We start from the raw sequence: 25653 nt of genomic DNA on the forward strand, positions 1-25653 counted from the left end.
GAGGGTATGAAAGGTACAATGGCCGACTATCAAATTGCATCGGTAGCAGAAACCGCCATCATGGATGTATATCCGTATGAGCCAAAGGAAACTGAAGGTAATAGTAATACGGAAGTATCCCGATTTATCAATAGATTCCCAGAGGGTCAGTGTACAGAGGTCACAATTGGCGGCAAATCGGTCATCATCGATAAGACCGGGAATAAACCTAAAGTCATTCCAAACGGAAGTATAGAAAGTGAGGCTAAAAATGAATGATTATATCCCGGATTGGTATATCCCTAATAAATAACCATAATTATTAACTAAACGCCCTCTGCTCACGCAGAAGTCCCGTGAAAGGTTCGGGTTAAGTGAAATCAGCTAACAGTTAACTATCCCGGTGTGGCTTGACCGCCTATCTGGGAGCTTTTTGTTAACCTGCCTGCCCGGTCTGTGAAGATATGGCGGGCAAACGGGGAATATGGTAACGTTGAACGTATTGGACGGTTATTCTTTTTGATTGCCAATTAGTATTAGTTATTCATTAGTTTATTATCATCTACCATCCAGCAAAACAACATGCTCTGTTCGATTCGGAGCTTCCCCACTAAATATAACTTATCATGAAACTTACAATAACCAAATCCGACTGTGTAATCATTCAGAAGCTTATCATAGACCGAAAGTCAGACATTCATAATATTGGAGGTGACAGCAAACAGGCAGAGCGTCTAAGTAAGTTGAACAAGAAGATTGCAAGGCAGGCAAAGAAATCCTACAAAACATGAAGCCTTACGTAATAACCTCTGCGGTTCTTGTTACCTATGATGGGAAGAAGATACCGTTAGAGCGTATAAGAAGCGAGATAATAACCCGACCTATCCAGTTGACTAAGGAGAGGATACTTGATGCTTTCTCCACGATGAGGGATAAGCCGGTGGATGTGGAACTTAAAATAAAGTATATATGACTTTTGAAGAAATGAAATCCAAATATTGCGGAGCAAATATCAGCAAGAAGCACAAAGATGAAGAGCACAAGTTGCAAGTCTCCATGATGAATTGGTTCCGGCTACAATATCCGTCTATGCACCATAATCTTTTTGCTATTCCCAATGGCGGAAGAAGAGATGCAATAACCGGAAAGAGATTAAAGGAAGAAGGTGTGTTGGCTGGCGTTTCCGACCTTATATTCTTGAAAAGAAATAGGCATTACGGAGCTTTACTGATTGAGACAAAAACAAGAAAAGGCACTCAACGCAATTCTCAAAAAGAGTGGGAATCGAAGATAACAGAAGACGGGTATAAATATGTCGTTGTCCGGTCACTTGATGAGTTTATAAAAGTTGTAAACGATTATTTGAAAGATGTATGACAATGGCAAAGGATAGTTTTATAATATATAAGTCTTTCTACAAACCTATATCAAGATTATCAGATAAACAGCTTGGACGATTATTCCGTGCAATTTTCAAGTATCAACTTGGCGAGGAGGTTACGGTAGAGGAGGACATTGAAATGGCATTTGGTTTCTTCATCAATCAATTTGAGATAGACGAAACTAAATATCATGGCATTGTCGAGAGAAACCGGAACAACGGGCGTAAAGGTGGTGCTCCGATTGGGAATAGCAACGCAAAATCGAAACAACCCAAACAACCCAGTGGGTTAAATTCAACCCAAACAACCCAAAACAAGCCTAATGAAAATGATAATGAAAATGATATAGAGAAAGAATCTCCTAACGGAGATAAGAAAGCGATTCCCAAAAACAAGGAAGTTGATTTGTCTTTTGTTGATGAGGGTTTTAAAGATGCATTTAGGGAATGGCTTGGATATAAGCGCGAGCGAAGGGAAAGCTATAAATCTGACAAGTCGCTAAAAATATGCTATAATCATCTATTAGAGTTAAGTGACAACAATCCCCAAAAAGCAAGATATATTGTTGAGCAATCAATTGCAAACAACTATTCCGGATTATTTGAACTAAAAAATTATGGAAAGAATCGGAAACCTGATACTGAACCAGACAAAAGCTCCGCCGGTATCAAATCAATTGTCTTCGGCAAACAAAGCTAATCAGAAACAATGGAACAAGGAGCAGGCTGATATGTACTGGCGCAACCAACTTGTAATTTCTATGAAATCCGTTTCCCCAGCCTTTACAGTTGATGATAGCAACCGCCAACTGTTGAAAGCTCTTTATCAATGGACATGGGGAATGCCTGGAATACTTGATTTAGATAAGGGACTGTTATTACACGGTTCTATCGGGGTAGGCAAATCCACTTTACTGAAAGGGTTACAGAATTATGCGGCGAAAATTGCCCGCTATTGTATTGGTGGTGCGGATGCCGGATTGACCTTTCAATTTACCAGCGCTGCCGAGATTGCCTTACAGTTTGCCGAGAAGGGAATTGCCGGGTTAAACCAATACACAGACAGGTCATGTATGCACAATCTTGCCATTGACGAAGTAGGTAGGGAGCCAATGGATGCCAAGCACTTCGGTACAGGCATCAATGCCATTCAGACCGTTTTGCAACTGCGCTATGAGCAGAGATATTGTTTCTACACCCACATGACTACCAATCTTGACCCGAACACGGAGTTTTCCGGGCGGTATGGGGATTATATTGCCGACCGGGTTAAAGAGATGTTCAATGTGGTTAAAATTGAAGGTAAAAGCCGAAGATAGATGGCAAAGAAAAAAGAACCCCTCTCCCCCGTCCACTGCCGCCAGTGCTCATACGCCAAAGACTTTATCGGAAACTCATGCCTCTGTAAGGCTAAAGGTCATAGGGTATGCGCATGTGACAGGTACGGAAGGATATGTGAGAATTTTAAGAAAAAATGATTATGGATATAGAACTTGAAAGGAGAATCGAATTATTGGAGCAGCAGCGTGATAATGCGATGCGCATACGCTGCCCGTTGGTGGCAAAGAAGTATCAGCGGATGATTGACGAGCTTGCCAAAGAGAGCAGAAACAGGAGTACGGACAAGGCAGAACACGCAAAGCAATGACTACCGATGCAGCAACCAAGATAATCAGCAAGTATGAGAGCCTTGTGGTACTCTGCACTTACAACATTCTCTTCACGAACGACATCTGTTGCGGGCAGGTTATCGAGAGCCTGCATGCGATGAAGAGAACGCCTTATTACAGACAGGCATTCAAACGGTATTTGAATGATGCCGACAAGGCAAGAAAGGAATATGAGCGTACTGTAAAACAACGTTATCGGTTCAGACCGGAGCGAGTTCTTCGCCGACTGCAACGACAAGTACGCGGAAGAAGTGAACAAGCACGTGGATATGTTGTACTGGCAGTTCAAGCAGGTTCTTGACGATAACGGCATATCTCATTCCGCAGAGATTGCAAGATTTGAACTTGCAAGGACATTGTGCGATTACTCCTGTATTCAGTTCGACGAAAGGATTAAAGAACTTCGGAAGAAAGATGCACGGTTTAACGGGTTTACGTTGGAATACCTGAAGCTTTTCAATGTGGCAAGGATGATGAACCTTGCTTCCGACAGTTTGAAAATCGGGAAAACGGTCAATATGAACACAGAACGATGCACATCCGCATTTGATGTGCTGGTAAGAAAACTGTCGGATGCCGATAATATTGCCAATGCGATAAAAGTTTAGTGAAATGAAACTGATTTATAACCTTATAACTCTCCTCATGGACTGGCTTTCGGTAGAGGTCGGAAAGGATGAGGAGTGGTTTTGAAAGTACGACAATGGAAACTGAAAAACTCATATTAGATGCTTGTTGTGGCAGCCGGATGTTTTGGTTCGACAAGCAAAATCCAAACGTTTTGTTCGTGGATAAACGCTCTGAAACAGTTACGGCAAAAGACAGAGATAAGGTAAGAACCATAGAAGTGAAACCGGATATTGTGGCCGACTTCACCAATCTTCCATTTGAAGATAATTCCTTCTACATGGTAGTATTTGACCCACCGCATCTGAAAACACTTGGTGAAACCTCATGGATGGCAAAGAAGTACGGTAAACTGCCAAAAGATTGGCAATCGCTTATACATGACGGATTTACCGAGTGTATGCGCGTCTTGAAGCCTAACGGTACACTCATATTCAAGTGGAATGAAAGTGAAATAAAAGCCGCGGAAGTTTTGTCCGTTATCCCGTTCAACCCACTTTTCGGGCATACCACCGGAAGGCAGAGTAAAACAATATGGATGTGTTTCATGAAAAATGAAGTATTGAATTATGCCAATAAGTGAAGTATATAACTGTGATAGAATGGATTTTCTATCTAAGTTTCCAGATAAGTTTTTTGATTTGATAATAGATGATCCGCCTTACGGAATTGGAGAAGATGGCGAAAAGAATGGTACTCGAAGCAAGATTGCCATATCAAAGTCGTATGTCTGTTATTCCGGAAACGATAAAGACGCACCACCCAAAGAGTATTTTCAAGAACTTATTAGAGTTTCTAAAAGGCAAATAATATGGGGAGCCAACCATTTTATAAGCCGTATTCCTTTTGATAGCAGTTGCTGGATAGTTTGGGATAAAGATAATGGAATGAATGATTTCGCCGATTGTGAATTGGCATGGACTTCATTTCCGACTGCCGTCAGAAAATTTAAATATAGATGGCACGGAATGCTACAGGAAAACATGAAGAACAAAGAAATACGCATTCACCCTAATCAGAAACCTATTGCGTTGTATGGATGGTTGCTTAATAATTATGCGAATCCTGGGTATAAGATTGGAAGTCCTCACATGGGTAGTCAGAGCGATAGGATTGCTGCCTATAAACTTGGGTTTGATTTCTGGGGATGCGATAAGGATAAACACTACTTTGAAGCGGGTAACATTCGTTTTCGTCAAGAGTGTTTCGGAGAAACAAAAACGAGTAAAGGCACTTTGGTTCAGGCCAGCCTATTTTAATAGTAATAGAAATATGAATGTTCATCAGACAGTTCCCCGTTCGGATTGTACCTCTTTCGCCAGATGTGGCAAGCACTCACTTGCCTATTGCCGAAAGTACGGTGCATCCGAATGTGGGTCATGTGAAATAGTGAAGCGGAAACCGAGAAACCGGGTGATGGTGGACGGAGTAGAACGTAAAGTGTGCAGCCGTTGTGGAAGCTTACTTCTACTATCCTGCTTCTACGATAGAACGATTCATCGCAATGGAAAAGCATACCACATCAAAACATCATGGTGCAAGATGTGTGTATCTGAGGATAATAGAAAACGGAATAAAAAAATAAGATAGTATGCGAAACGTAACCAAGAAAGCCAAGAAATCGGCAGGATTAAGCCAAAGATGCGGCATCTGCCCTTTGTACCGAAACGGGTGCAACTTGGAAATAGTACGCGCCTGCTTCGATTCTTTTGTGGAGGGTTTCAAGAAAGGAGTCAAGGATGCGGAGAAAGAAATGAAACAATTAAATCAGAAATAGTTATGAAACAGATAATAGAAGAAGCTGCTAACGACTATCTCCAAAAAATATTGGAAGCAAGCGATTTTGAGATAAACTTTGAAGAAGATAATTATGATGCTGGCGCCCGCGATGCAGTACTTGATATTACAGAACGGGCTTATATAGCTGGTGCTGAATGGCGCATCAGTAGCATTTGGCATGATAATACAAATATTCCTGATGATAATAAATTCTGTGTGTTTACCCTTTCTGACGGAAACTGCGGGTGTGGATATTATCACAAAAAAGATAACACTATTGGGTATGAGAATTTTAGCAATGTAGTCCGGTGGGCTTACTTTGAGGATATAACGCCTAATATGGAGAACTAAAGCATGAAACAGACAGTAGAAGAAGCGGCAAAGGAGTACTCCTCTCAATGGGCATGGAGTTCTGAACCCGATATGTGGCAAAGCGAAAAAGATTTCAAGGCTGGCGCTGAATGGCAGGCAAAGCAATCCCCGTGGATAAGCGTTGAAGAACGGTTGCCGGAAGAAGGGCAAAACGTATTAGTCCTCATTGAATATATGGGGTCAATGCAAATCAATGAAAATACTTACTGGAAAACAGACAAATGGACTTTTGGAAGCGAAACCGAAGTTTTAGCATGGATGCCCATACCCTCTTTCGATGAAATCCTCGAAGCCAATAAAGATGTGTTACAGCGAATAAAAGAGAAAGGAGATTAATTATGAAAACAAAAAACATGACCTTTAGTGAAGCCCTTGAAGCAATGAAGCAAGGATATGAGGTCGCTCGTGAGGACTCAAATTGGGGACTATTAAAATGCGATAGACATTCTTTAAAACTTAATGAAGATGGATTGATTGTTGACAATAAAGATTTTCCAATAGATATGCTCCCAGTCTGTGATATTATCGTTACCGATTGGGGAATTTACAACAAACCAAATCCCGAACCTCAGTTTGAAATCGGGGAATTGGCAATGATGCGAAACGATGATAACGATGAATGGGGAGTAAAACATTTTGCCCGATTAAAAAAAGGGTCAGATTATCCATTCTGTTCTATAAGTGGTGTAAGTTATGCACAATGCGCCAAGTTCGACAAGGAGATAGTATTCACCAATAAACCCATAAAACGTTATGAGTAAACAAGTATTATCAATTGAGCAGATGAATCACTTGCAGGAGCTTGGACTGGATAAGAGCGATGCAAGTATGCACTGGCAGTTTTTGCCTACCGCCGATTCTATTATCAATGGAACAGATGAAATAGAGGAATCCCCCTGCCTTTTTGTAAGTCAGCCGAATATAAGGCATGAATATCCAGCTTTCACTTTACAAGACATTCTCGACAAGCTTCCATGCTTCATTGATACGTATGTGCTGACCCTGCAAAAGCTTGCAAGTACATACACATGCCTATATATGGAACCTTATTCACGCTCTATATTGATTTTAAAAGAAGACAAAGAGCTTATTGATGCGACCTACGAGATGCTGTGTTGGTGTATTGAAAACAAATATATTGAAAAGGAGAAGTAATTATGGGATTTACAACACCGTGCTTTATAAGAAAGAATACTGAAGAACTTAGAAAGAAGCTGGAAGAGTTGGGATATAAAATGCTTTCCCCAATAGAATACGACAATCTCGAATGTAGCAATGGTTGGGTTAATGATATAAAATCACCCAACGATTGTAACGGCATTGATTGCGGAACCAACAAGGAGCTTTTCCTTGCCCTTGCCGCATTAAGAGATGATACGAGCGCAAATCAGTATTGGGTATTCGACCAAGATTTTCCACCCCATTATAAGAAAAGGGATTTTACGATAGGGTATTTTAGTAGATGCTCATGCTACTGTCATGTAGCTACCGTAAACGAACTGATTGAACACTTTAAAGAAAAAGAATGAAAGCACATGTAATGAAACTTGAAAACAATTGTGTGATTGTTGACGAGGAATATTTTAATAGTTTGAAAGAAAAGTCCGAACTGAATGAGGTAAGGATAAAGGAGCTTTCCGAGGAGATGTTTTTGAAATACATCAAAGAGGGTGGAATAAGGGTGTCTTATGAGGTGAATGGTGTGCCATATCTTTTCCATCATGATTTACTGAATGAGATAAATTATGACGAGAGGGGCTATCCAATATCCATATCGGAAAGGGTGAAATATACTATTGCAGACGATATAACCGAGTTCTTGAATAACAAGTTTAAAGGATTGAAAGACGAGGCTTTGAATTATGCAATGAGTGAGTTTAATAAGCAGCAATATGGTTTGAAGGCTACTGTAAAAATATGGAAATGGTTTGCCTTGATTGCTTCCATCATGGCCGCTGTTTTATTAATTGTAATATTTATAAAACCATGACCGAAGAATTTATAATATTTGAAACGGCAAAGCTATTGAAAGAAAAAGGCTTTGATTGGAAGTGTGAACGTACGATAGATTGCAATGAAATTATTAGAAAATACGACTATCCGCAAAGTATGTCATGCTGTACAGAAATAAATGGCGAATTAGTTGAATTTTTGTGTCCAACATTATATGTAGTCCAAAAGTGGCTGCGTGAAGCCAAGAACATTCATATATGTATATATAACTGTGCTTGCGGCTATGGATACGAAATATCTAAGGCCGACAATGGAACCCATATAGCCAGTTCTACTTATAAAGGGACAAATGACGGAGGGGAATGGGACGCTTACGAGGAAGCACTTGAAGCCGGCATACAGGAAGCATTAAAACTTATATGATTATGAAAGCAAACCTAATATTTTTTCTTGCGATATTCATCATATTAGCATTATTCATCGGTCATTTCCGACTGACATTCTCACCGTTCAGTGTATCCCTTCCTTATTGGCATAGGGCTGTAGGAGTTATTCTTATCGTTGCAGGATGCTTGGTATACAACATAGGTGAGCATATGTCCGGTTACAAGAAAGGACTGGATGAAGGCATGGAGATTATTTTGAAAGAGTTAAAAGAAAGATACAATGAAGAAGATAATGTTCAATGACAAATATGGCTTAACCCAGGCTGTATTGGATGGTCGGAAGACTATGACGAGAAGGGTCTGCAAGTATGACAAACCAAATGAAACTTATGATATTGTATTCCCCGTTTTTGAACCAAATGATTACGATAATGACGGGAACATAGTATCTCCATTAAATTACGCTTTTAGTTGGAAAAACGACAAAGGAGACTTTACAGGTTGGAATATTCCAAAATATAAAGTCGGCGAAGTGGTTGCCATTGCGCAATGTTACAAAAGTTTAGGTATGAATCCCGAACTCGCACTTGATGATAAAGACGGAATAGGATTTTATACTAAAACAAAATTTGCACCCGGTTGGGAAAACAAGATGTTTGTTCGCGCTGACCTTATGCCACATCATATCCGCATTACCGACATCAAGGTAGAAAGACTTCAAAATATATCCGATGAAGATTGCATGAGAGAAGGTGTAGAATTTAGTCAAGAGCAATACAAATATGATGGTGCGAAATCATATTTTGTTCAAAATATTACAGAGATAGGAAGTAGATGGAATAGAATGTTCTGTAAGCATTTCGGTACCCCTCGTGGAGCCTTTGCCGCCCTCATAGATAAAGTATCCGGCAAAGGGACATGGGAATCCAACCCCTATGTATTTGTTTACGAATTTGAATTAGTCGATTGATATGGATTACATAGGATTAAATATAGGCACTTTGAGCAAAGGTTGCTTTAACTGCAAATTCGCAAAACAAGCGTTCGACAGTCAATTTGCGAGGTGTATATATCATCGTTTTTATCCCTTTAAACAATTTGTATGTAATAACCATGAATAGAAAAGAATACCAGGAACGCTGCAAACATTACAGCCCGTACAGTGGGCAGTGCTATAAGAAGTCGTTCATATCGGGAATAGCAAACAATGTGCATGTGAACATGAGATGTGATGGGAAATGCCCCCGTATGAGTAATTACGACAAGAGAAACGGAGTATTAACTGATAAAGAAAGAACAGATGAATCTAAATGAACTGCGCGACCGCGCCTATAAAACCGCTTGCGACCACGGTTTCCATGATGAAGAATTGAGTAACGAACATTGCCTTTGCCTTGTAATATCCGAGCTTATGGAAGCTGTGGAAGCGGACAGGAAAGGGAGATTAGGAAAGAAATGCAAAGCGCGTTTTGAAATGGAGTACAATCGTTATCCTGCATTGGTAGAAGAAGAAATGCGATTCAAATGTTCGTTTGAAAAGCATATAAAAGATACATTGCCTGATGAGTTAGCCGACGCCACTATACGCCTGCTTGATTTGTGTGGATTGCGTAAGATAGACATTGGTGATTTTTTAGATGAAATTATATCCGAAGAAGCAAAAAGATACAATGGTGAAACCTTCACAGAAAGCATATATGCTATCTCTACAATTCCAATACGGTGTGAATATGAATATGATTCTTTGTTTAATAAACAAGTGAACGGTATGTTGTTAGGCATTATTGGGCTTGCCAAGCATCTCAACATAGACTTGTTTTGGCACATTGAGCAGAAGATGAGATACAATGAATTGAGAGAAAACAAACATGGAAAGAAGTATTAATCATGGAAATAGCAGAACTGATAATTAAAATATCCATCTCCCTATTCAATGCCATTGCATTGGGAATTGTCTTAATCATGGTTGGCAGATGGCATAGGCGGATGGAGAACAAACTGGATGAAATAAAGGAATATACCCGTAGGGTTTCAGACCGTAACGATGTCGTTTATATGAACCAGCTCCAATGGTTGAAAAGCAAACTGATTGAAGAAGAACGATACGAGGAAGCTAATAAAATCAACAAGTGTATCGAGAATGAGTTTAATAAATTAAAAAATAGGGAATTGTGATTATGAAAGAAATAGAAATGTATCCGGGCGTAAACATTGACTACGCATACGAACAGTTGAAGAAATATAAGCAAGAAACAGGAGAAGATTGTTACTGTAAATTTAATGATAAAGAGTTGTATTCAAGTGAAACACTTGATGAAATGTATTTGAAGGTCACGAGAAAGACGAAGGCTAAGTTCGATAAATATTTGCAGGATAAACATAACGAATACCTGCGAAAGGAAGCTGAGTTCCATGTCAAAATCCCACAATTAATTATAGAATACCGGCAAAGAGCACGTGGCATTATTCCAGATAAAAATCTTGAATATTGGGATAAGATTGTTCCTGTACGATTGAATGACCTTTATAAAGGGCTTGAACTCGATTGTTTGTTGGAAATTATATCTGAACTCAATACAGATAAGCCTAAAGAAGAACGTTTCAAGAACTGCTTACAAATGTTCATCAAACAAGGACATAGCGGCATGAGTGCCGGTCTTATGTTTAGCGGGCTTTGTCGGTTCCATGACTTAGGAGCTCAATTAGTCGATTACATAAAGGAACATTGAACATGAAAAGTAATAAGGATAGATTATGAAACGTGAAATAAAATTCAGAGGGAAAAGTACCAACAATGGCAAATGGGTATATGCTGAACTGCACGCACTTGGCATGGATTTGTTTAATGAGTGCGTAAACGAAGATACTATTGGGCAGTTCACGGGATTACGAGATAAGAACGGAACGGAAATTTATGAAGGGGATATTGTCCGTATGAGTTATGTTGCTGAAATTTGTACCGATGATGACTGCTATGAAGAAGAAGGCAAATATGTTGGAGTTGCTGCGATAACTGCAAACAAAGGTGTCTGTCTTAATCCTTGTGTAAAAAATGGGCTCTACAATACCAAGTATAAACCGTTGTCCGCTTATAGGAGTGAGGTGATAGGCAATATCTACGATAACCCGGAATTGTTGAAAGGAGAAAAGCAATGAAGCATTTATTCTTTTTATTAGTTGGACTTTTGGCTTTCTATGAAATTATGAAAGCCTTAAACTGTAAGAGAGTATATTCCCGCATATACGAATATAGACATCTTCCCAAGGAAAAGATAGAAGCATATTTAAAAGAGCATCCTATACTTCTTCTAATGAGTGTTTTGGATATTTTTGGATGGATAACATTAATGGCGGGACTAATGACAAGCCAGTGGGTTTTATTCCTGGCGGTAATGGCTTTGTCTTTATCAAGATTTCAACGTCTCGGTAGCTGGGCTGTACTATTAGATAGTATTATCACTACAGCCATTTATTTATTTGCCATTATTAATACTTATCATTTACATATAGAATTATGAATAAGTTAGAACACATCGCCACAATTGATAACTGCTACTGGCTATTGGGAAAGTTAAATGAAACTCTTTCCAAGCCTAAATCAGTTATGGAGCAGTTGGCTGATAAAGCCTGCGGTTATAATGAAGTAGAAGAAATTAGAAAAGAAAGCATAATACTTGTTGAGCAAATTATTGAAAGCAAAAAGGCTATCGGTGCTGATTATTCGGGAGATGGTGAGTTCCTTGATAAATTAAAGAACAAAGAAACACATGAGTAAACTATACAAAGCCCCCCTCGGCAAATCATTCATTGTTGGATGGTTCAGTTATGCAGATAAGTGGTATCATAAATTTAGTATAATATATTGAACATGAAAAACAAAATCATAGCGAGCGTTATAGCAGCGCTGTTCCTGCCTATGCTTATTTCCCTACATTGGGCTGTCACCCGGTTTTTGTCGGTTAGAATTGTATTATCAATCGCAATGATGGTCGCCATAATTGTTGTGATATACAAGCTTTCCAAACTTTTACTTGACGAATATTCTGAAAGCGTAAAAGACCATGAGAAAAACAGAAAGAATAATCAGAGACAAACATACCCACATTCCAGACAAATACAAGAAGATTGACACTACTGTCAACGGGAATGCGGAAAGCCTTGCCGAACAACACAAGGAAGTGGAGAGGCAATTGTTTCCTTTACGCCTTAACAAGACCACCATTATTTACGTCACAAAAGACAAGCAAAACGAAACATATGCTGCAAAAGCACGTAAACGGATGGGGATAGCAGAGCCTAAGAAAACGTTTGTAGACCCGCTTTCGGAAGAGAACATTACCAAATTGTACAAGGAAGAAAACATACCGCCCCGCAGAATGGCAGAAATGCTGAATGTAAGTGTAAGGACGATATATCTAAGGTTGGCTAAGTATGGACTTACAAAAGTGAAATGCAGATAGCAAGTTTATAAACACAACGATATAACCCTTGCCAAAACAGCAAGCGGTATTACCCAATGGACAGCCCGTTCAAGGCGTTCTAAACGTTCCATTGGATAACCCGGAAAAGGCGGCAATAGTCCATGTAAAGGACATTGTCCGCCAATTCAAGCAGTTCGTCTATGTAATCCCTTTTTCGCATCACGTTCAAGTTTTCTACGTTGTTTACGATTTATGCCGTTTGCTGCGGCGAGACTATTCAGTGTCTCCTTCTGTTCGGGAGAAAGCATGTTATATACTTCTTCCCGTGATTTGCCTGATAAGATGGCTTGGAATATTTTCTTAACTTCCATTTGGTACATAAAAATCAGTGTTCGAACTTGGATACCGCCCGGACACAAAAAAGGCGGTAAAACCATGTTGGAATTACCGCCTTAAATTTTCAACAAGAAACTGCTAAATTTTAATTAAATCACATCCTAATACATCTGAAATTTTAGCAATTGTACTCAATGTGAAATTATGAGTTCCACATAACCATTTACTTACCTCCGATTTCCGTTTTCCCATACGTTTGGCAAGTTCTGTTTGAGACATGCCTTTCTCTTTCAAAATAGCATCAATCTTGTCAGATAATGCAAACGACATATCTACCTGTTTCCTTACGTCATTGGGAATATCCGAGATACAACTTTTAAATAATTCGTTTGCGTTCATAACTCAAAGGTTTTACTTTCTATATCTAATATTTCCGTTTCCTCTACAGTGACAGAACCTTTCTTAATAGCTATTCTGAGGATATTATCAAACTTCTGCAAATCCATTACATACCCACTCAGCTCTTCGCTTTCGTTGTATGTCTTGTTTTGCTTTATCCCACCGTTGCCTGCAATTAATATTTTATCAGATATTCTTAAACAGTATAATCTAAGCTTGCCGGATGTTATCGGCAATGCACATACATTATCTTTTACCTTTCCTTCCGGTCTAAAATAACGCTCAAATACACCATTATCTAATATCTTCTTCACTGCTAAAAGGATTATTTGATAGTCTCTTCTAAGCTCTGCATTATCTTTAAATTTCATCAGAAACTTTTCAAATTCGGAAATATCTTCACCTTCAAAGCAAATAGTATATAATGTAGCCTTATCTGACTTATCTACCAATTTTACATTTATCGCAGCCATACAGTTAACTTTTTCTGCCACAAATATAACAAGATAAGTAAACAAAGTGTTCACTTTAAAGTGTATTTAACCGGGTTTATTCACATATTTAACAAAATATGAGGTGAGTTGGCGGTAATTCCAACAAGTCAAAGAACAATTTACATAATATTTTCCAGTATTTTCCAAATTGGAAAGGACTGGTATTGTCATTCCAGTAATTTTCTTCTGCAATGTTCACACAAAAATTTCTTCGCTACCGGAAACATCTTCTGCCCCACATACCCACTAAGATACTGTGCCTCTTCCCCGTACGGGTCGATGCCAAATGCACGTGAGATATGCCGGCATAGATGCCCCTTTTCATGGTCGAAAGAGTTCTGAAACTCTTCCGGCGAAGAAGTAAGAGCAATAACCATTACGGTCTCTCTGTTCCGGATATTGGAATAGGTGATGCCTGTGTTCAGATTACATGCGCGCATGTTCTTATAGGCATTCACCAAATCCAATCCCCTGCATCCTACCCGTTGAAGGTCGGCGATGATACGGTCGGTATAATAGCAGTCCACTGCGTAATATACCCTCACTTCCCAATCATAGTCCGGTATGTAGAATTCTTGTACTATCATGACCTTTCTTCTTTTCTTTCCTCCAGCATGTCCTCCCAGGGGATAGGAACCCCCTTGCCGATGCAGGTGGCGTAGAATTCATCGAACGCACGGCACGGGTCGCCGTCAATATCGTCGAGGTACAATTTCACATGCACGCACAGGTGCGCTTCATCCGCAAGGGATTTCTTGTAGAAATCGGCTTTCAGCATATTGGCGACATAGCAGACGTCGTACAGCTCGTCATGTTCAACGGTTATCCCGTTCCGTTTCAGCATTTCGTCCACCTCGCTCTTCGTCCACGGCACAAGACTTTTCTCCTTGCCAGTGGAGTCATCCTTCACCTTCATCCTTGAAATGGCAAACTGTGCCATTCTCTTTGAGAAATGCCACCCGTAGCAGCCAAGATACTGCTGCATTCCCGGGGGGAACTTGTCGTATATATCCAATCTTTGTCCCATAGTCTTTTTCTGTTTTAATAAACTGGTAAAAGAGGGGATTACTCCCCTCTCCATTACATGAACTCCCCGTTGGCGCGTCTGCGTCTACGTTCGCTCATATCTTCGCCATAAGGCTGTGCGCTGCGGCGTTCGCTGTAAATCGGATATTCCGGGAAGTAACCCGGCATACGGCGTTCGCTCATGTCCGAACCACCGCTATAACTTCCGCCGCGTGAGTTACCGCTATTACGATAACCTATTTCGCCGCCCTGCATCTCACGCATGGCTTTCTCGTAACCATGACGGAAACCCTCTTTGTAGGCTTCTTCCATAGGATTACCGCTTCTCATACCGAAGTCACGGTCATATTCACCGCGTCCTTCTTCCAATATTTCCCACATTCCCATATTATTTCTTTGTTTTAGATGTTTCAGCCACTCCGAGCTGCTCCATAAGTCGTTTATTCAAATCCATAAGGTCAGACATATTCTTGCTCATTTCTGCCATTTGCCCTTTCAAAGAGGATATTTCTTGCTCCTGACGCTGTTTCTCTGCAAATTCAGGGTTTAGGAGCGTCAGCATCTTGTCACATCCCGCAATGACGGAGTTATGAAAGTCCATACTGTTGATGATGTCTATGCTTTTCTGCTTCATAGAAGCGACCTCGTTATTCATCGCATCACGCGAGCATGATACCACAATATTGCCGTTCTGCCCGAAATCGGCTATATCCATGCCGGCAGGAAGGTTTTGAAATGTGGTGTTTTGTCCGTTGATGCAGACCACAATATCCACAACCATTTCCATTTGAGGCATTTGCCCCATAGGAGTAGCCATAGGATATTTCGGTTTGGGAGCTGAAACGCTGACTACCGGGCCGTATTCAATATACGGATTGGCATCCTTATGAAGTATATATAACTGGTTATTGGTACGAAGTGATTGAAACATAATGATTTGGTTTTAATAGACCCCGGACGACAAAATATGTCCCGGGGTCAGGTTAACTACTTGCTCTTTTGAGCGGTTGCTTCTGCTGTCGCCGCCGACGTGGTTGTCGGACGATACCCACCGTTGACAAGGAACAGCTCATTGGTGTACTTGTTATAGTGGATTTCGTAGATACCCGTTCCGGCAAGGTTGCCGACAGTCACCGGCTCATTGTTGTAAGCCAGCAACGGTCTCGTGTCCCCATTAGTCCCTATCAGTATCGGGAGCGTAGCAGTCGTGCCGGCAGGTATTGCCTGACGGAGACTTACATAGAAACCGCCTACATAGTCCCTGTTACGGAACGCATGATTAGGAAGTTCCAAAGTAACGTTCTCCGTACCGACCGTTACAGCCACCGTAGGAAGAGTATTGTAGTTCACTCTGCCAAGTAACGGGAACTGGAAAGGAAATCCTGTAAAAAAGTTAGGCCACATAATTACCCCCTTTCTTACCGGAATTAACCCCAGTAGTTGTTGCAACCACATCCATAACCGCTACGACCGTATGCGGCATCACCAGCATAAGCCCCGTATGCGGCGGCACGGTAAGTGTCAAGGTTTACGCCGACAATGTTCGGATATTGTACCGGAACAGTGTTGGGCAACTTACATTTGATGCCGTCAACGTCGCTTTGTAATGCCTGTAATCCTGCTGCCAAAGGAGCAATCTGTTGACCTACCGCATTCAGGATAGTGGCGTTTTGGTTACGTTGAGAGATTTCAGCGGTCAAAGTGGCTTTTTCCGCAGTCAGAGAAGCAATCTTGTCTTGCAGTGCCTGGTTCTGCATGGCATCCAACTTGGCGATGATAGCCTGAGTATTGGCGGTTGCACCGTCACGCAATGACAAAGTGTTCTGGTTAGCCGTGTTAACCAAAGTATTGGTTTGGTTACACATGGCAAGCTGATTCTCATAGCCCATTGTGGTAATGGCGTTCTGCGTCTTGCAGCAGCAATCTGCCAATTGTGTGAGAACAGCCTGATTGCCGGACTGGAATGCGTTGATGATTTGCTGGGTAGACATGCCCACCTGATTGCCCACATTGGCGATAAGTCCTTGAATGTTACACAAGGCGCTTTGCAACTGCTGGGTAGAGCAGTTCAAAGAAGAGGCAAGCTGATTGATGGCGTTACCGTTACCCTGAATGGCTGACATCAGGTATTCACGACCCACATCACCGTTAAGCTCGGAAGGCAGACCGCCGCCATTGCCAAAGCGGTTACCGAAGCCGTTACCGCCCCAACAGAACCACAAAAGGATAATCCAGATGAACCACATTCCGCTTCCACCCCACATGTCTTGGTTGTTACGTCCCTGGTTCAGTAAAGCGAGAAGTCCGGGGTCTACACCCTTGCTTCCCATCAGGTTGGGTAGCATAGCCATAATGTCGAATTTGCTTCCGCCATTACCGCCGTTACCGTCCTGGTTAAAAACGTACGTTCGTTCCATAGAGATTTATATTTATACTAATTACGGTCAATATCAACCGCACAGCAAAAGTATAAATACGCAATCTGACATGAAATCAATTGTTTCCCAACGACTTCTTTATATTTTCCCAATATATTCTCAACATTTTCCCACCTTCCATGCGCTCCTGAAAATTGGAAATCATGTAGTTTATCGCACGCTTGGTCTTGTGGATTTGTAAGGCTATTTGAGACGGATACATGCCCCTTTCAACCAACAGCCGAACAAGCAGATAGCGGGCGTCTACGGTCTCTGTATCCTTATCCGAGGATAGTATTCGATTGACTGGAATTTCCGTCTCCTGCGAGACGAGATTGATTGTTTCGGCAAAGATTTCTGACTTACACATAGTTTTTCTGAATTTTATATTTATCTTTGCCCTGCCACATAGAACATGAGATTCAATGAACAAAGCATAAGACAATGCGTTGAAGATATTAAAGCCTCCAACGTGCATTGTCTTATGCTTATCATGTTTTTATGTGGCAATATTAACGTGAAACGTTGGGGGCTTTCTTTCTACTCTAAGCCCCCGAAAGAGCGCCAGCTTAAGCCGACTTCTACATCGTTAATTTCTTTCTTATCTTTATGGTGAGCCAAACAATTACGAACAAAACACATGTAATGTTTATTGAGATGCTTACGCCGCCGTAATTGATTTTAAACTTCTCCCACCATGACAACTCTTTTTCTACTGGATAAGGCTTGGGCACTTCAACTCTTCTTATCCTTTCGATGAAGTACGGTATCTTGACTGTTACCGTTGCATGAGGGTAAATGCCCAATGAATGGTTCAACGTACCGTTACTCCATGAAGCATAGCTATAGGCGTATGGATTACGAAGGAATGACGTTGTATCGGAAACCGATACGCTGTCCTTGTACGGTATCAGCTTCTCTTGAAATGTAGTGTCATGGCAGATTATGCTGTCGAGAACTTTTGTTTCAACCGGCATATATACCATCCTCGTTCTGCAAGAACACACCGCTAAGGCAAGCAATATTACATACAATAGTCTTTTCATATTTTTTTCCAATTATCCTTTAACCAACGGTAACTTTCTCATATCTTTTCATTTAAATCCAAATTCGTACTCCATTCAGAAGTATTCAACATTTCAACCAATTCCTCACCACCAAGTAACGGATAGGGATAAGTAACCTCAATGGGGTCATCTGTTTCCGGTATCGTAACTACTGGTGGTACAAGTCTGTTATAAGTACCTTCGTGGATAATCGCTTGTGTACCGTCAACCGACTTTCTGCGGTACTCCCAATACTTATCAAACTGTTTCAACTCATCCACAGGAACAACCAACCATTTCATTTGTCACCCCCTTTCAGCTTATTCTTTTGATACCATTTCCAAACTTGGTCAGGGGTTAGGACTTCAGTGAATCCTGTAATACGGTAAAGAGCCATAGCAGAATAAAAAGGAGCTGATGGTATTGTTGCTCTACATCCTATGAAAATAAATTCATTCATTTTTAAAATATTATTATTCGTAATCGCTACTTGCATGTGTTTACCTGTTAATTGTTCAGGTATAAGAGTTGTATTCAGCACTCCATCTATATAAGTATCACCATTATTTCTTGCACTATAAGCAGGAAGATTTTCTGCATGATATATTGCAAATACATCTCCACTGCCAAGTAATCTTTGGTCGTATATTATACCATGATTATCTTCGTGCTTCAATGGAATAAAGTCTACAATAACAGATTTTATGAGTTTAGATGTTTTTTGAAATGAAGCATAATCATCTATTCCATCAAAGATTAAAGCATTGGAATAGAGAGGAAGCTGGGTGATTGTAACATCAAATGTGCCCTCGAATAAAATATCCGCTACAAAACCATTATAATCTTTACCACTACTAATAGCGGGTAGGGAATATATTCCATTTTTATCAATAATTATCTGACCGCCTTTAGTTTTCTCTGTCCAATAATATCTAAAAGATTGTCCTTTTTTTAGACCACTAATTTTGACATTAATTGAATTAGCGGTACTCTGTTGAGGAATATATAATATCCAACGTTGCGTACTGTCGAATTTATCTAAAAATACATGAGCAGAATTTGGTTTAATATCGACTTTCTTAGCAAAACTTTTCCAAGTAGTAAAGTCTTCATTATATCCGTCTTTCCCGCTCATGCCGCTCCAAGCAAAATTATACAAGGAAAGCTCGTTTCCGTATTTATCGGCAAAAGTATTCTCACCACTCTTTAACTTGCTGAAATCAAAATCGTAGGCAGGAGTGGGAATATCGATAGTGAAGAATTTATCCTTTAACCAAGTAATTTCATCTTCGGTAAAGCTACGGTCGGCGATGATGATTTTGCCATGGCAGCCTTGCCATAATTCCGAAAAATTATTATTTAAGATGCTACCGCCAATAACAAGCGTATCAATATCGGTTGTATTTCCCGACTTTATAGCTATTCCATTATAAGAGTTCTTAGACTGATAGCTTATTCCCTGAGCGAATTCAACGCTATTACTTTCTCCAAAACTTGTGGTAATTTGTTGTGTGACTCCGTTTACTTTCTCAAACAAAAATGCTGCAACCAAATTATCTGTATTTCGTTTAGAAATAAATGTTTTATTATTCGTAGAAGTATCAAACCACGTCCTATCCGCCATCACCGTGTAATCTTCCAATATAGGGAAGTCGTAGCAGACGGCGTACATCTTCCCGTCGTAGCAGAGCTGGTTGGGATAATCTGGGATAAATTCTAAAGTAATAGTTGCTCCAATACATCCTAATGTGCCGATAGTTGTATTTCCATTATTATCATACGCATAAGTTCCTAAATATTCACCATCTTCAGTTGCTGTTATCCAGGTTCCGAAATAAACCCTACCACCATTAGGAATACCAGATATTTTGACTTTAACTTTATCACCCTCTTTAGCAATATTAGAACCTAAGGTAAAAATAATTCCACCGTCTTCAATAATATTAGTAAATTCAAAACCTTTTTTGGTAATAATATAATCAGCACGTCCAGTCGAACTCCAACGGTCAGAATTATAATCGTACGTATAAAGCCCAATTCCGCTATTCAGATTCCCCTTACCGCCGTACAAATAGGCGTGGTTACCGTTGCCGCTAAGGTCTTTTAGGATTGATGTAGGGAGTTGGGTGATAATTACATCATTTGTAAACGGTATAGAAGCATTTCCATAAAAACCGCCTTTATATTGCTCATTTATAGGTATAATATTTATACCATCTTTAAGACGAATATCAAAACGAGTTTTACCTAATTGATTATATCCATATATAAGATAACTACCAGCAGTAGATAATCCACTAACATATACTACCATACTATCAATATAACTTTCTTTCCAAGCAATCCAATTTCCAGCCATATTTATATTAGCAGAAATTGTAATAGTATTGTTAGTAACAGATACTCCATTAGTATATTTACCCCACGTTGTAAAATCTTCCACATAGGCCTCTATCACATCATAGTTAGTCATACCTTGCTTCGTAGGGTCATAGATAGCCTTGATAGATTCTTTTAAACCTTTCGGCCATACAAGGTCACCGCCCGAAGCAGAGGGGAAACCGACAGACGGGATGCCGATAGTAGGCAAGCCGATTACGGGGATAGTGATGTTGGGGATCGTGATTGGGTTCATAGGCTATTCCTCTTTAATCATCTTAGCTTCTAATACTTCTGAAGAGCTTCTGATTGTAATGTTTATACCATTTGCTATCCCTACGATGCGGAAAATTACATTAGGAGCACCGCTATTCTGGGATGCATTGGGGTAAAGAGGAACAGGCTCCAAATCATCGATTCCCGCAAAGGCGGTAACTAACCCGCCCTTATTCTTTATCTGTATGGTAACGGGATTGCCATCGCTGACAAATGTTGCATAATACGCATTCTCGCTTTCGTTCTTTTCAAATGATAAAATTTCTGCTGCCATGATGTTTTCTTTTTAGAGTTTCAATACTTGGTTCCTGTTGCCTTCTCTTCGGTGACTGACGTGTACCCATGAGAAATTTTCCTCATCAATGACCTGGTCGAAGGGAAGCTTCAATTCTTGTATAAGATTGAACAGCCTTTTGTTCTCTTTCGGGGTATTCGGAGTACCGACAATATCAGCAGCACATCCATTCATGTGGTCGCTTGTTTTAGAGCCGCCTACCGCCTTATTCAAAGCAGGACAACGGTATCCGCTTGTTACTGTGATAGGTTTGCCGTAAGCCTCTCTTAACGGGTCGAGAACATTGTCAACCAACGCTTGTGCATTGGGGAGCAGTTCTTTCGGCAGTCTGTTATCTATAGCTTTCTTATCAGCCGTTTCACTTTTAATCAGTTCTGCAATTGTAAAGTATCTCATGCTATTTCTCCTTTCTAAAGTATTTGTTATACACCATGTGAGCCACCCAACCGACAACAGCGCCGACACCGAATGACACGACAGTAGTCAAGTTTACCCAAAACGGAGTGTAGTGCATGTAAAGCATAACTCCCACGATGATAGCGATAACAATCGCTGCGATAATCAATTTCTTTTTCATTTTGTTACTCCTTTCTCTCATTCAAATTATGATAAAATTCCAATCTTATATTTGCATAAGCCGATTCAACATTCGTATAAGCTCTTCCGTTGTTTTCCCCCGCTTCATTGTATATTTCAGCCTCTATAACTTTAGCAACCTGCTCAATCCACTTTCTTTCCGTGTACTCCGATAGCTTATTTCCATGATACGTAAAGCAGTCGAATTTACTATTTCTATCCTCGTGAAGATTTGTTAGTAACCCACGTATCTTCTTTGCGGTAGCCACTTTATCAGCGATATGGTTTTCTGTACGAACCTTCTTAATAATACGGCACACTTTTTCTACAGAGAGGTCGAAGAATACATTTGATATTGTCTTGATGCGCAATTGCGTTTCCGGCATAAGCCCCTCTGCAATTCTTTTCATGACATGGTTGTTCTCCACCATTTGTTTGTTCAGGTCTTCAAGCATATCTTTATGCGAAGTCATTACGTCGTTAATTACTTTCATAAACCAACGGAAGCAGACCACCATAAGAAGTGCTGACAATACAAGGAAAAAGCCTGCGGTTATAGCCATCATTCCGAAATCACTAATACCCTTTCCTGTTTGAAGGGCTGCGTTTACAACATCTGTATTCATATCGTATTGTTACTTTTTACAATTATTCTTATCTTTGTGATGCGTTTTATAAATGTTCAATAAACGATAACCCGACAATAAGCATTATCTGGTAATGATAAACGTTTAGATTGATTCCTTGCATTGTTGTGATAACATAGATAAGGTTTTTTCACGTTGTTTGTTTATAGGGCAGATTTTACAATGTTTCTACTCATACATATATATGCTTATTGTTAATTGAAAGTCTGCCAGTCCCCGCCTTATTCGTGAGAATAGGACGGGTTTTATATCTTGCCGTAATAATGGAACCACGCTCCCCACTTCCGCTCTTTCAGATAGTTCGGATTGTCTTGGTTCAGTTTGGCTTCCATCTCAAATGCACTCGCTCGATAGGCGTTATTGTTTACCTTGCCGCCACCTATCCGTTCATCCGTGAACAAGTGGTACACAAGACTGATGAACCACTCCACGCCATACAGAATGTAATAGAATAGCGGGATAAGGAGCAACCACCATGCGCTGACATAGAATGACAATAATGCGGACGGGATAGCCGCTATCTCCATGCACTCGAAGAACTGTTTCTGATGTGTACGTTCATGGCGAAACACGGTTTCTGATAACACGTTAAATTTGGTTAGGATGAAGCCGAAGAACATTATCGTGTGATAGCTGCCAAAGAGTATCAATTTGGCTAACTTGCTGTTGTAATAGATTGTTTTCATAATGTTATTGTTCGATTATCATTATACTAAAACCATAAGTATAAGACGATGATAAACCTCCTATTTCTTCTCCTGAAGAAAGTTGTATCTCCTTAAAGTTAACTTCTTCTGAGGGATTGTTTACATCCTCATCTTTTAAAGCATCATAAACAGTACATTTCATAGCATCCATCGCATAAACAGTACAATCATTACCCGGACTGCATAATACTGCTATTTCATTAGGATTTAGAGTTATTTCTATATCAGTGGATGAACCCTCAAAAATATAATCATCAAATTTAATACGTTTTATATTGCCTGATCGGTTAACTACAATAATCGGATTACCACTGTTATTTATAAATTGATTATTTAATCCCCCAAGAATTTCAGTACTACCCACAAACAGCCCAGCCCCAGCCGAACCAACTCTAAGATTACTATTTTCGTTACTCATAATTGTTGTTTTAATCGGTTACACAATATACTGTATTGGCATCCTTAGAGCCAAGATCCTCGTATTCGGCGGCGGTTTTCTTGGTTATGGTGGTTATATTATCTGATTTTACATAACCGGTTAAGGCTTTCTGAATAAGTTCATTTACCTTATCAATAGTAGCCATATTCGCTACTATCTCGGCGGGTGCTTCAGTGGTGGGGCTGATGGACTGTGGAGTACTGGCTCCACTTGTATAAGTATCAGTATAGAGGACGGGGGTTACGCCATGCGAAGTGTAGAAGAAATATTTGCCCCCACCTCTTACAAAGACGTATTCGTCGCTTGTGTTACATAACTGCTCAACGCCTCTTACGGGGTCAGTATTCGCAAATTTGTAATCTGACACGAATATCTGACGGTTTATGTGAGTTGCTCCCCATCCATCTCCGTTAACCTCCCAAATCTTACGGACTGAAAATCCATTGTAATGGGTAGACCAAGACGGAATAGTTGCGCTATCCAATCCCACTAAGACTTCTATCCTCACAGTATTCCTATTCCCTAACGACATCACGACCGGATACCATGTATTCTCGTCCAGCCCGGAAGCGTCAATCTCTGTAAGCTGCATCATATAGCCAGCATTACGAGCACTTGAAATACTGTCATCGACATCTGACTTTTCGAGAACTTTCACCCAATTTTTATTTTTACGACCGTAGACGTTACCGTCAGAGGGGGCTTCGTAAATATGATTTAAAACCTGAGACGATTGGGTAGCAACTCCATCCGTGACTGTTATACCTAATTGGAAAGTAGTTTGTGTAATAATTGCAATCATAAGATTAGCATTATTAGCATCCGTATAGGTAGCCATCGCCATTGCCGGAATATATACAATTTTCATCCCTGATTCTTCGGGTATGTTTGCCACAACACATACAGTATCTTTATTGACGATGCTCTGACATATATCCATGAAAGCGTCTTTCCCACCAAAGGCATTAAATATCTCATCGGATGTTGCTTGGTCGCTTAGGCTCATCGCAGCAGCAGGAATAACTATCACGTTCCCCGAACCGCCGCCCGCTATCTTCCCTTGATTAACCCAGTCGCCGTTTACCCATGCGTAGTAATCGTAAGGAGCTTCAGTACCTACGGCCATGAACCCGTCAATGGTTGAACCGTCGGGAACGGCGGATTTCAAGGCTTCAAGGGTGGCGTATTCTCCGGCTACACGGAAAGAGCTTCCCGGTTCGCCCTTGCAATAAATACCCGTCTTGTCGAAGCTATCTGTTTCTTTGTTATACACATAGACATAATGGTCTGTTCCTATATAGGTCGGATTGTTGGCAACCTTTTCGGCATCTTGTGCGGCTGTATTAGCGGCTTCTGCTTTTTCTTCAGCATTTGATGCGGCGTTGTTTGCGGATTGAGTAGCCGTTTCTGCTTCTTCTTTAGCTGCGGTGGCATCGGACGCAGCTTGTGCCGCCAACTCTGCTTTCTCATTGGCGGTATTTGCGGCTGTCTGTGCTGCGGTGGCATTACTTTCTGCTTTATCGGCGGCTTCGTTTGCCTTATCGGCAGCTTCCAAAGCGGGAGCAACCAATAATTCAAGAGATGCTTTTACTACGGTAGGTACTTCTGTCCCGTTTGCCGGTTGATAGGCCGGAAGAGATGATATGTCATCCGTGCTTCCCGCATCCGGCACTTCATTAACCCCTATGGATTCAGCCATAAGACGGGCAACTATTTCTTGATAATCCTGTTCAGTCCAAGCCATAATTATTATTGTTTATCGGTTACTTCTTCCGGTTGATTGGCGATAGCACGATTTAGCGCGTCAATAAAGAAAGGTTTGCAAAAAGTATTTGCATACTCCTGTATCAAAGTCACTTCCTCATCGGTATATTCTGTTTCTTCACCGGAATTATATATCTTCATAGCAAGTGCATGTGATGCGATACCGTTACCGTTACGGTATAGTACATTAGCAAAATCTTCCCGGCAATCCTTGTTTTCACAATGTTTACGGGCTACATCTGTCGCAATCAGCATCTTTTCAAAGTTTATCTTTTTCATAATCT

At 40.5% G+C, this 25653-nt stretch carries 47 protein-coding genes and 1 pseudogene; 28 read left to right on the plus strand and 20 right to left on the minus strand.

Annotated elements, in window-relative coordinates; genetic code table 11:
• From I2F54_RS16200 to I2F54_RS10810, 28 genes and pseudogenes are all read left to right on the plus strand, one after another.
• A pseudogene (locus I2F54_RS16200) lies at positions 1-258 on the plus strand (DUF4494 domain-containing protein); the annotation flags it as partial.
• A gap of 347 nt (positions 259-605) precedes the next feature.
• Entirely contained in the window at positions 606-770 is a 165-nt protein-coding gene (locus I2F54_RS10675; RefSeq protein ID WP_195501166.1) for a hypothetical protein, read from the plus strand.
• Positions 767-952, plus strand: coding sequence for a hypothetical protein (locus I2F54_RS10680; RefSeq protein ID WP_018667513.1), 186 nt, complete (start codon positions 767-769; stop codon positions 950-952). Before I2F54_RS10675 ends, I2F54_RS10680 begins: the two co-directional genes overlap by 4 nt.
• Entirely contained in the window at positions 949-1356 is a 408-nt protein-coding gene (locus tag I2F54_RS10685) for a VRR-NUC domain-containing protein (protein WP_195501167.1), read from the plus strand. The genes I2F54_RS10680 and I2F54_RS10685 overlap by 4 nt, the downstream gene beginning before the upstream one ends.
• Positions 1357-1358: 2 nt before the next feature.
• Positions 1359-2060 (plus strand): DUF6291 domain-containing protein, encoded by a 702-nt coding sequence (locus tag I2F54_RS10690; protein ID WP_195501168.1) that lies wholly within the window; start codon positions 1359-1361, stop codon positions 2058-2060.
• Entirely contained in the window at positions 1978-2679 is a 702-nt protein-coding gene (locus tag I2F54_RS10695) for a hypothetical protein (RefSeq protein WP_229097171.1), read from the plus strand. Before I2F54_RS10690 ends, I2F54_RS10695 begins: the two co-directional genes overlap by 83 nt.
• 161 nt (positions 2680-2840) lie before the next feature.
• A complete protein-coding gene (locus I2F54_RS10700; RefSeq protein ID WP_162609588.1) occupies positions 2841-3008 on the plus strand; it encodes a hypothetical protein in 168 nt (55 codons plus the stop codon).
• The gene (locus I2F54_RS10705) at positions 3005-3331 is read left to right on the plus strand and encodes a hypothetical protein (protein ID WP_195501169.1); all 327 of its coding nucleotides are present in this window, start codon (positions 3005-3007) and stop codon (positions 3329-3331) included. The genes I2F54_RS10700 and I2F54_RS10705 overlap by 4 nt, the downstream gene beginning before the upstream one ends.
• Complete coding sequence (locus I2F54_RS10710; protein WP_195501170.1) at positions 3300-3638, plus strand: hypothetical protein; 339 nt, start codon at positions 3300-3302, stop codon at positions 3636-3638. The genes I2F54_RS10705 and I2F54_RS10710 overlap by 32 nt, the downstream gene beginning before the upstream one ends.
• A 95-nt stretch (positions 3639-3733) precedes the next feature.
• Positions 3734-4240: a class I SAM-dependent methyltransferase gene (locus tag I2F54_RS10715; RefSeq protein WP_195501171.1), complete on the plus strand. Its 507-nt coding sequence runs from the start codon at positions 3734-3736 to the stop codon at positions 4238-4240.
• A 19-nt stretch (positions 4241-4259) separates the two neighbouring features.
• Positions 4260-4916 carry a DNA methyltransferase gene (locus I2F54_RS10720; RefSeq protein WP_229097172.1) on the plus strand — a complete coding sequence of 219 codons (657 nt, stop codon included), beginning with the start codon at positions 4260-4262 and terminating at the stop codon, positions 4914-4916.
• Positions 4917-5248: 332 nt separating this feature from the next.
• Positions 5249-5434 carry a hypothetical protein gene (locus tag I2F54_RS10725; protein ID WP_195501173.1) on the plus strand — a complete coding sequence of 62 codons (186 nt, stop codon included), beginning with the start codon at positions 5249-5251 and terminating at the stop codon, positions 5432-5434.
• Between the two features lie 2 nt (positions 5435-5436).
• Entirely contained in the window at positions 5437-5787 is a 351-nt protein-coding gene (locus tag I2F54_RS10730) for a hypothetical protein (protein ID WP_195501174.1), read from the plus strand.
• Between the two features lie 3 nt (positions 5788-5790).
• A complete protein-coding gene (locus I2F54_RS10735; RefSeq protein WP_195501175.1) occupies positions 5791-6144 on the plus strand; it encodes a DUF551 domain-containing protein in 354 nt (117 codons plus the stop codon).
• A 2-nt stretch (positions 6145-6146) separates the two neighbouring features.
• A complete protein-coding gene (locus tag I2F54_RS10740) occupies positions 6147-6569 on the plus strand; it encodes a hypothetical protein (RefSeq protein ID WP_195501176.1) in 423 nt (140 codons plus the stop codon).
• On the plus strand, positions 6562-6963 hold the full coding sequence (locus tag I2F54_RS10745) for a hypothetical protein (RefSeq protein WP_195501177.1): 402 nt from the start codon (positions 6562-6564) through the stop codon (positions 6961-6963). The genes I2F54_RS10740 and I2F54_RS10745 overlap by 8 nt, the downstream gene beginning before the upstream one ends.
• A 2-nt stretch (positions 6964-6965) precedes the next feature.
• Positions 6966-7337, plus strand: coding sequence for a hypothetical protein (locus I2F54_RS10750; protein ID WP_195501178.1), 372 nt, complete (start codon positions 6966-6968; stop codon positions 7335-7337).
• Positions 7334-7798 carry a hypothetical protein gene (locus tag I2F54_RS10755; RefSeq protein ID WP_195501179.1) on the plus strand — a complete coding sequence of 155 codons (465 nt, stop codon included), beginning with the start codon at positions 7334-7336 and terminating at the stop codon, positions 7796-7798. Before I2F54_RS10750 ends, I2F54_RS10755 begins: the two co-directional genes overlap by 4 nt.
• Positions 7795-8184, plus strand: a complete 390-nt coding sequence (locus tag I2F54_RS10760; RefSeq protein WP_195501180.1) for a hypothetical protein — start codon at positions 7795-7797, stop codon at positions 8182-8184. Before I2F54_RS10755 ends, I2F54_RS10760 begins: the two co-directional genes overlap by 4 nt.
• A 2-nt stretch (positions 8185-8186) precedes the next feature.
• Positions 8187-8450 carry a hypothetical protein gene (locus I2F54_RS10765; protein ID WP_195501181.1) on the plus strand — a complete coding sequence of 88 codons (264 nt, stop codon included), beginning with the start codon at positions 8187-8189 and terminating at the stop codon, positions 8448-8450.
• Positions 8428-9117 carry a hypothetical protein gene (locus tag I2F54_RS10770; RefSeq protein WP_195501182.1) on the plus strand — a complete coding sequence of 230 codons (690 nt, stop codon included), beginning with the start codon at positions 8428-8430 and terminating at the stop codon, positions 9115-9117. The genes I2F54_RS10765 and I2F54_RS10770 overlap by 23 nt, the downstream gene beginning before the upstream one ends.
• Positions 9118-9447: 330 nt before the next feature.
• Entirely contained in the window at positions 9448-10032 is a 585-nt protein-coding gene (locus tag I2F54_RS10780) for a nucleoside triphosphate pyrophosphohydrolase family protein (RefSeq protein ID WP_195501184.1), read from the plus strand.
• 2 nt (positions 10033-10034) lie between these two features.
• On the plus strand, positions 10035-10322 hold the full coding sequence (locus tag I2F54_RS10785) for a hypothetical protein (RefSeq protein WP_229097173.1): 288 nt from the start codon (positions 10035-10037) through the stop codon (positions 10320-10322).
• A 2-nt stretch (positions 10323-10324) separates the two neighbouring features.
• On the plus strand, positions 10325-10876 hold the full coding sequence (locus I2F54_RS10790; protein ID WP_195501185.1) for a hypothetical protein: 552 nt from the start codon (positions 10325-10327) through the stop codon (positions 10874-10876).
• Between the two features lie 25 nt (positions 10877-10901).
• Positions 10902-11303, plus strand: a complete 402-nt coding sequence (locus I2F54_RS10795) for a YopX family protein (RefSeq protein WP_195501186.1) — start codon at positions 10902-10904, stop codon at positions 11301-11303.
• On the plus strand, positions 11300-11665 hold the full coding sequence (locus I2F54_RS10800) for a hypothetical protein (protein WP_195501187.1): 366 nt from the start codon (positions 11300-11302) through the stop codon (positions 11663-11665). The genes I2F54_RS10795 and I2F54_RS10800 overlap by 4 nt, the downstream gene beginning before the upstream one ends.
• Entirely contained in the window at positions 11662-11922 is a 261-nt protein-coding gene (locus I2F54_RS10805; protein ID WP_195501188.1) for a hypothetical protein, read from the plus strand. Before I2F54_RS10800 ends, I2F54_RS10805 begins: the two co-directional genes overlap by 4 nt.
• A gap of 286 nt (positions 11923-12208) precedes the next feature.
• Positions 12209-12607 carry a hypothetical protein gene (locus I2F54_RS10810; protein ID WP_195501189.1) on the plus strand — a complete coding sequence of 133 codons (399 nt, stop codon included), beginning with the start codon at positions 12209-12211 and terminating at the stop codon, positions 12605-12607.
• A 435-nt stretch (positions 12608-13042) separates the two neighbouring features.
• Here the strand turns inward: I2F54_RS10810 and I2F54_RS10815 are convergent, their stop codons facing one another.
• From I2F54_RS10815 to I2F54_RS10910, 20 genes are all read right to left on the minus strand, one after another.
• Positions 13043-13303 (minus strand): helix-turn-helix domain-containing protein, encoded by a 261-nt coding sequence (locus tag I2F54_RS10815; RefSeq protein ID WP_195501190.1) that lies wholly within the window; start codon positions 13301-13303, stop codon positions 13043-13045.
• A complete protein-coding gene (locus I2F54_RS10820) occupies positions 13300-13776 on the minus strand; it encodes a hypothetical protein (RefSeq protein WP_195501191.1) in 477 nt (158 codons plus the stop codon). Before I2F54_RS10820 ends, I2F54_RS10815 begins: the two co-directional genes overlap by 4 nt.
• A gap of 188 nt (positions 13777-13964) precedes the next feature.
• On the minus strand, positions 13965-14384 hold the full coding sequence (locus tag I2F54_RS10825; protein WP_195501192.1) for a hypothetical protein: 420 nt from the start codon (positions 14382-14384) through the stop codon (positions 13965-13967).
• Entirely contained in the window at positions 14381-14824 is a 444-nt protein-coding gene (locus I2F54_RS10830) for a DUF7841 family protein (RefSeq protein ID WP_087426484.1), read from the minus strand. Before I2F54_RS10830 ends, I2F54_RS10825 begins: the two co-directional genes overlap by 4 nt.
• A gap of 53 nt (positions 14825-14877) precedes the next feature.
• On the minus strand, positions 14878-15210 hold the full coding sequence (locus I2F54_RS10835; protein ID WP_195501193.1) for a hypothetical protein: 333 nt from the start codon (positions 15208-15210) through the stop codon (positions 14878-14880).
• A 1-nt stretch (position 15211) separates the two neighbouring features.
• Positions 15212-15754, minus strand: coding sequence for a hypothetical protein (locus I2F54_RS10840; protein ID WP_195501194.1), 543 nt, complete (start codon positions 15752-15754; stop codon positions 15212-15214).
• 56 nt (positions 15755-15810) lie between these two features.
• Positions 15811-16227 carry a hypothetical protein gene (locus tag I2F54_RS10845; RefSeq protein WP_195501195.1) on the minus strand — a complete coding sequence of 139 codons (417 nt, stop codon included), beginning with the start codon at positions 16225-16227 and terminating at the stop codon, positions 15811-15813.
• A gap of 23 nt (positions 16228-16250) precedes the next feature.
• On the minus strand, positions 16251-17240 hold the full coding sequence (locus I2F54_RS10850) for a hypothetical protein (protein WP_195501196.1): 990 nt from the start codon (positions 17238-17240) through the stop codon (positions 16251-16253).
• Between the two features lie 76 nt (positions 17241-17316).
• Entirely contained in the window at positions 17317-17610 is a 294-nt protein-coding gene (locus I2F54_RS10855) for a hypothetical protein (protein WP_087426485.1), read from the minus strand.
• Positions 17611-17821: 211 nt separating this feature from the next.
• Positions 17822-18286: a hypothetical protein gene (locus I2F54_RS10860; RefSeq protein ID WP_195501197.1), complete on the minus strand. Its 465-nt coding sequence runs from the start codon at positions 18284-18286 to the stop codon at positions 17822-17824.
• Positions 18287-18324: 38 nt separating this feature from the next.
• Positions 18325-18588 carry a hypothetical protein gene (locus I2F54_RS10865; protein ID WP_195501198.1) on the minus strand — a complete coding sequence of 88 codons (264 nt, stop codon included), beginning with the start codon at positions 18586-18588 and terminating at the stop codon, positions 18325-18327.
• Positions 18585-20921, minus strand: a complete 2337-nt coding sequence (locus tag I2F54_RS10870; protein ID WP_195501199.1) for a hypothetical protein — start codon at positions 20919-20921, stop codon at positions 18585-18587. Before I2F54_RS10870 ends, I2F54_RS10865 begins: the two co-directional genes overlap by 4 nt.
• A 3-nt stretch (positions 20922-20924) precedes the next feature.
• A complete protein-coding gene (locus tag I2F54_RS10875) occupies positions 20925-21215 on the minus strand; it encodes a hypothetical protein (RefSeq protein ID WP_195501200.1) in 291 nt (96 codons plus the stop codon).
• A gap of 12 nt (positions 21216-21227) precedes the next feature.
• Positions 21228-21632, minus strand: coding sequence for a D-Ala-D-Ala carboxypeptidase family metallohydrolase (locus I2F54_RS10880; RefSeq protein WP_148359753.1), 405 nt, complete (start codon positions 21630-21632; stop codon positions 21228-21230).
• A 1-nt stretch (position 21633) separates the two neighbouring features.
• Positions 21634-21813, minus strand: a complete 180-nt coding sequence (locus I2F54_RS10885; RefSeq protein WP_148359752.1) for a hypothetical protein — start codon at positions 21811-21813, stop codon at positions 21634-21636.
• A 4-nt stretch (positions 21814-21817) separates the two neighbouring features.
• Positions 21818-22438, minus strand: coding sequence for a hypothetical protein (locus I2F54_RS10890; protein ID WP_195501201.1), 621 nt, complete (start codon positions 22436-22438; stop codon positions 21818-21820).
• Positions 22439-22704: 266 nt separating this feature from the next.
• Entirely contained in the window at positions 22705-23145 is a 441-nt protein-coding gene (locus tag I2F54_RS10895; protein ID WP_195501202.1) for a hypothetical protein, read from the minus strand.
• A gap of 4 nt (positions 23146-23149) precedes the next feature.
• Positions 23150-23584 (minus strand): hypothetical protein, encoded by a 435-nt coding sequence (locus tag I2F54_RS10900; protein WP_195501203.1) that lies wholly within the window; start codon positions 23582-23584, stop codon positions 23150-23152.
• A 10-nt stretch (positions 23585-23594) separates the two neighbouring features.
• Positions 23595-25349, minus strand: coding sequence for a phage upper tail fiber protein (locus I2F54_RS10905; RefSeq protein WP_195501204.1), 1755 nt, complete (start codon positions 25347-25349; stop codon positions 23595-23597).
• A 5-nt stretch (positions 25350-25354) separates the two neighbouring features.
• The gene (locus tag I2F54_RS10910; protein ID WP_195501205.1) at positions 25355-25648 is read right to left on the minus strand and encodes a hypothetical protein; all 294 of its coding nucleotides are present in this window, start codon (positions 25646-25648) and stop codon (positions 25355-25357) included.
• Positions 25649-25653 lie beyond the last annotated feature (5 nt).

Source organism: Bacteroides clarus, assembly GCF_015555825.1.
Lineage (GTDB): Bacteria > Bacteroidota > Bacteroidia > Bacteroidales > Bacteroidaceae > Bacteroides > Bacteroides clarus.

Coding starts and splice junctions, on each gene's coding strand:
- I2F54_RS10710 (WP_195501170.1), top strand. CDS start 3,300: ATGTTGTACTGGCAGTTCAAGCAGGTTCTTGACGATAACGGCATATCT.
- I2F54_RS10690 (WP_195501168.1), top strand. CDS start 1,359: ATGGCAAAGGATAGTTTTATAATATATAAGTCTTTCTACAAACCTATA.
- I2F54_RS10730 (WP_195501174.1), top strand. CDS start 5,437: ATGAAACAGATAATAGAAGAAGCTGCTAACGACTATCTCCAAAAAATA.
- I2F54_RS10900 (WP_195501203.1), bottom strand. CDS start 23,584: ATGAGTAACGAAAATAGTAATCTTAGAGTTGGTTCGGCTGGGGCTGGG.
- I2F54_RS10745 (WP_195501177.1), top strand. CDS start 6,562: ATGAGTAAACAAGTATTATCAATTGAGCAGATGAATCACTTGCAGGAG.
- I2F54_RS10860 (WP_195501197.1), bottom strand. CDS start 18,286: ATGAAAAGACTATTGTATGTAATATTGCTTGCCTTAGCGGTGTGTTCT.
- I2F54_RS10760 (WP_195501180.1), top strand. CDS start 7,795: ATGACCGAAGAATTTATAATATTTGAAACGGCAAAGCTATTGAAAGAA.
- I2F54_RS10735 (WP_195501175.1), top strand. CDS start 5,791: ATGAAACAGACAGTAGAAGAAGCGGCAAAGGAGTACTCCTCTCAATGG.
- I2F54_RS10835 (WP_195501193.1), bottom strand. CDS start 15,210: ATGGGAATGTGGGAAATATTGGAAGAAGGACGCGGTGAATATGACCGT.
- I2F54_RS10890 (WP_195501201.1), bottom strand. CDS start 22,438: ATGAATACAGATGTTGTAAACGCAGCCCTTCAAACAGGAAAGGGTATT.
- I2F54_RS10815 (WP_195501190.1), bottom strand. CDS start 13,303: ATGAACGCAAACGAATTATTTAAAAGTTGTATCTCGGATATTCCCAAT.
- I2F54_RS10720 (WP_229097172.1), top strand. CDS start 4,260: ATGGATTTTCTATCTAAGTTTCCAGATAAGTTTTTTGATTTGATAATA.
- I2F54_RS10875 (WP_195501200.1), bottom strand. CDS start 21,215: ATGGCAGCAGAAATTTTATCATTTGAAAAGAACGAAAGCGAGAATGCG.
- I2F54_RS10865 (WP_195501198.1), bottom strand. CDS start 18,588: ATGAAATGGTTGGTTGTTCCTGTGGATGAGTTGAAACAGTTTGATAAG.
- I2F54_RS10845 (WP_195501195.1), bottom strand. CDS start 16,227: ATGTGGCCTAACTTTTTTACAGGATTTCCTTTCCAGTTCCCGTTACTT.
- I2F54_RS10700 (WP_162609588.1), top strand. CDS start 2,841: ATGGATATAGAACTTGAAAGGAGAATCGAATTATTGGAGCAGCAGCGT.
- I2F54_RS10680 (WP_018667513.1), top strand. CDS start 767: ATGAAGCCTTACGTAATAACCTCTGCGGTTCTTGTTACCTATGATGGG.
- I2F54_RS10770 (WP_195501182.1), top strand. CDS start 8,428: ATGAAGAAGATAATGTTCAATGACAAATATGGCTTAACCCAGGCTGTA.
- I2F54_RS10790 (WP_195501185.1), top strand. CDS start 10,325: ATGAAAGAAATAGAAATGTATCCGGGCGTAAACATTGACTACGCATAC.
- I2F54_RS10910 (WP_195501205.1), bottom strand. CDS start 25,648: ATGAAAAAGATAAACTTTGAAAAGATGCTGATTGCGACAGATGTAGCC.
- I2F54_RS10695 (WP_229097171.1), top strand. CDS start 1,978: ATGGAAAGAATCGGAAACCTGATACTGAACCAGACAAAAGCTCCGCCG.
- I2F54_RS10805 (WP_195501188.1), top strand. CDS start 11,662: ATGAATAAGTTAGAACACATCGCCACAATTGATAACTGCTACTGGCTA.
- I2F54_RS10905 (WP_195501204.1), bottom strand. CDS start 25,349: ATGGCTTGGACTGAACAGGATTATCAAGAAATAGTTGCCCGTCTTATG.
- I2F54_RS10795 (WP_195501186.1), top strand. CDS start 10,902: ATGAAACGTGAAATAAAATTCAGAGGGAAAAGTACCAACAATGGCAAA.
- I2F54_RS10850 (WP_195501196.1), bottom strand. CDS start 17,240: ATGGAACGAACGTACGTTTTTAACCAGGACGGTAACGGCGGTAATGGC.
- I2F54_RS10750 (WP_195501178.1), top strand. CDS start 6,966: ATGGGATTTACAACACCGTGCTTTATAAGAAAGAATACTGAAGAACTT.
- I2F54_RS10800 (WP_195501187.1), top strand. CDS start 11,300: ATGAAGCATTTATTCTTTTTATTAGTTGGACTTTTGGCTTTCTATGAA.
- I2F54_RS10830 (WP_087426484.1), bottom strand. CDS start 14,824: ATGGGACAAAGATTGGATATATACGACAAGTTCCCCCCGGGAATGCAG.
- I2F54_RS10855 (WP_087426485.1), bottom strand. CDS start 17,610: ATGTGTAAGTCAGAAATCTTTGCCGAAACAATCAATCTCGTCTCGCAG.
- I2F54_RS10780 (WP_195501184.1), top strand. CDS start 9,448: ATGAATCTAAATGAACTGCGCGACCGCGCCTATAAAACCGCTTGCGAC.
- I2F54_RS10810 (WP_195501189.1), top strand. CDS start 12,209: ATGAGAAAAACAGAAAGAATAATCAGAGACAAACATACCCACATTCCA.
- I2F54_RS10880 (WP_148359753.1), bottom strand. CDS start 21,632: ATGAGATACTTTACAATTGCAGAACTGATTAAAAGTGAAACGGCTGAT.
- I2F54_RS10740 (WP_195501176.1), top strand. CDS start 6,147: ATGAAAACAAAAAACATGACCTTTAGTGAAGCCCTTGAAGCAATGAAG.
- I2F54_RS10765 (WP_195501181.1), top strand. CDS start 8,187: ATGAAAGCAAACCTAATATTTTTTCTTGCGATATTCATCATATTAGCA.
- I2F54_RS10715 (WP_195501171.1), top strand. CDS start 3,734: ATGGAAACTGAAAAACTCATATTAGATGCTTGTTGTGGCAGCCGGATG.
- I2F54_RS10685 (WP_195501167.1), top strand. CDS start 949: ATGACTTTTGAAGAAATGAAATCCAAATATTGCGGAGCAAATATCAGC.
- I2F54_RS10785 (WP_229097173.1), top strand. CDS start 10,035: ATGGAAATAGCAGAACTGATAATTAAAATATCCATCTCCCTATTCAAT.
- I2F54_RS10755 (WP_195501179.1), top strand. CDS start 7,334: ATGAAAGCACATGTAATGAAACTTGAAAACAATTGTGTGATTGTTGAC.
- I2F54_RS10825 (WP_195501192.1), bottom strand. CDS start 14,384: ATGATAGTACAAGAATTCTACATACCGGACTATGATTGGGAAGTGAGG.
- I2F54_RS10675 (WP_195501166.1), top strand. CDS start 606: ATGAAACTTACAATAACCAAATCCGACTGTGTAATCATTCAGAAGCTT.
- I2F54_RS10820 (WP_195501191.1), bottom strand. CDS start 13,776: ATGGCTGCGATAAATGTAAAATTGGTAGATAAGTCAGATAAGGCTACA.
- I2F54_RS10895 (WP_195501202.1), bottom strand. CDS start 23,145: ATGAAAACAATCTATTACAACAGCAAGTTAGCCAAATTGATACTCTTT.
- I2F54_RS10725 (WP_195501173.1), top strand. CDS start 5,249: ATGCGAAACGTAACCAAGAAAGCCAAGAAATCGGCAGGATTAAGCCAA.
- I2F54_RS10840 (WP_195501194.1), bottom strand. CDS start 15,754: ATGTTTCAATCACTTCGTACCAATAACCAGTTATATATACTTCATAAG.
- I2F54_RS10705 (WP_195501169.1), top strand. CDS start 3,005: ATGACTACCGATGCAGCAACCAAGATAATCAGCAAGTATGAGAGCCTT.
- I2F54_RS10885 (WP_148359752.1), bottom strand. CDS start 21,813: ATGAAAAAGAAATTGATTATCGCAGCGATTGTTATCGCTATCATCGTG.
- I2F54_RS10870 (WP_195501199.1), bottom strand. CDS start 20,921: ATGAACCCAATCACGATCCCCAACATCACTATCCCCGTAATCGGCTTG.